This window comes from Nonomuraea glycinis, assembly GCF_014646515.1.
GTDB classification, from domain to species: Bacteria; Actinomycetota; Actinomycetes; order Streptosporangiales; family Streptosporangiaceae; genus Nonomuraea; species Nonomuraea glycinis.
Window position 1 is genome coordinate 1 of the sequence record NZ_BMNK01000045.1, and the last position, 620, is coordinate 620.

At 69.2% G+C, this 620-nt stretch carries 1 pseudogene; it reads right to left on the minus strand.

Annotation, left to right across the window (positions count from 1 at the left end):
• Positions 1–620, minus strand: a pseudogene (locus IEY87_RS45325) (zinc ribbon domain-containing protein); the annotation flags it as partial.

A 620-nucleotide genomic window follows, 5' to 3' on the forward strand; every position in this document is an offset into this window, starting at 1 on the left:
TCGGTGGCCACGCAGGCGGTGCAGTTTCGCCGAGACCACGCTCGCGTCGTAGGACAGTGGCCGCCCGTCGCTCTCCACTCGCCCGTGCGGGGTGAGCCGTCCGATCGTGGCGGACAGGAGCGTGTTGAGACCCCAGTCGAACCCGGCGGCGATGACATGCCCGGACGCGGGAGTGAACGGGACCTCGGTCTCGAACGGCAGGTCCACCCGCACCCGGCCGTCCTTCACCCGCAGGGTGGGGACACAGATCTTCAGCGCGTCATCGGGCACGTTGCGAGGCAGGTTGACCGGCAGGACATGCCACGCCCAATCCCTCCTCGAGGCCGGGCGTTCGAGGAGGGGAAGCTGAACCCGCAACTCGGCCGTGCGCTCGCCTGTCTGCGCCACCGTCACCAACTGCTTGTCAGCGGCGGCGAGTATGATCTGCGGCGCGTTGAACGGCACGTCTTCTGTCTCGACGATCCCCGCCGGGAATGCGCCTCCGCCGTCGAGGATCGCCTGGATCTGCCGGGTCCGGTGACGGATCTCCGCCACCGGCACACCGGCCGGGAGCGCCCCACGCAGTGCTGTCCATTCGGCGTCGGTGCGTTTGCGGGAGTTGGCCGGCCAGGTTTCCTGGA